The sequence below is a fragment of the Emticicia soli genome, from assembly GCF_037860775.1.
Lineage (GTDB): Bacteria > Bacteroidota > Bacteroidia > Cytophagales > Spirosomataceae > Emticicia > Emticicia soli.
Window position 1 is genome coordinate 1 of sequence record NZ_JBBEWC010000041.1, and the last position, 1,014, is coordinate 1,014.

A 1,014-nucleotide genomic window follows, 5' to 3' on the forward strand; every position below is an offset into this window, starting at 1 on the left:
GAAAACCTTTAGCTCATATTACGACCCTTCGCCAGAGTCCCCTAGCTGTGTTAAGGCACTCGCACACGGGAGACTCTGGCGAAGACCCAACGGTTTTAGTATTTTGATAAATTTGTTGTCTCGGCAGAGTCTCCCGTGCGAGTGAGCCATTAGAGTAGAAGGGGACTCTGCCGCTATGGAGATTTTAGACTTTTTCCAATATTACGACCCTGAGCCAGAGTCCCCTAGTTATGTTAAGGCGCTCGCACATGGGAGACTATGGCAAACACCTAGAAATTATACTTACTTACTTACTTACTCAACAAAAATGGCTGTTAAAGTTAGACAAAATCAGAAAGAAGCTATTTATTTCGTAACATTTACTTGTTATAAATGGATACCACTTTTTGAAATTACAAAATTGTATGATAATATTTACAACTGGTTTGGTCTTCTAAACGAGCGTAATATTAAAGTATTAGGCTATGTTTTTATGCCTAATCATTTGCATTGTCTGATTTATCTTCCAAAAGATGCTCCTGAGTTATACAAGATTATAAGTAATGCTAAAAGATTTATGGCCTACGAGATAGTTAAGAGACTTATGCAAGCGGATAACTTTGAATTGTTGGAAAGATTAGCAAGTGGCGTGAAAGCTAAAGAAGCTAAGAATGGGAAATTGCACCAGGTTTTCGAGGAATCGTATGATGCCAAAGAGTGCTTTAGTGAACATTTTATACAGCAGAAGCTAAGTTATATGCACAAGAATCCTATTAGTGGAAAATGGAATTTAGCTACAGATTATCTTGCTTATCCTTACTCATCGGCAAGATTCTATGATTTGAATCAGGACGATGAAAATACGAAAATAACTCATTATTTGGATATTTGATAGTCTGTGTTGAGTTGTATGGTCTCGGCAGAGTCTCCCGTGTGAGTGAGCCATTAGAGTAGAAGGGGACTCTGCCGCTCTGGAAAACCTTTAGCTCATATTACGACCCTTCGCCAGAGTCCCCTAGCTGTGTTAAGGCACTC

At 39.2% G+C, this 1,014-nt stretch carries 1 protein-coding gene; it reads left to right on the forward strand.

Features of this window, described 5'->3' with window-relative positions; translation table 11 throughout:
• Positions 1 to 175: 175 nt before the first annotated feature.
• Positions 176 to 871 (forward strand): hypothetical protein, encoded by a 696-nt coding sequence (locus WAE64_RS24750; RefSeq protein ID WP_340240878.1) that lies wholly within the window; start codon positions 176 to 178, stop codon positions 869 to 871.
• The last annotated feature ends 143 nt before the right edge of the window (positions 872 to 1,014 follow it).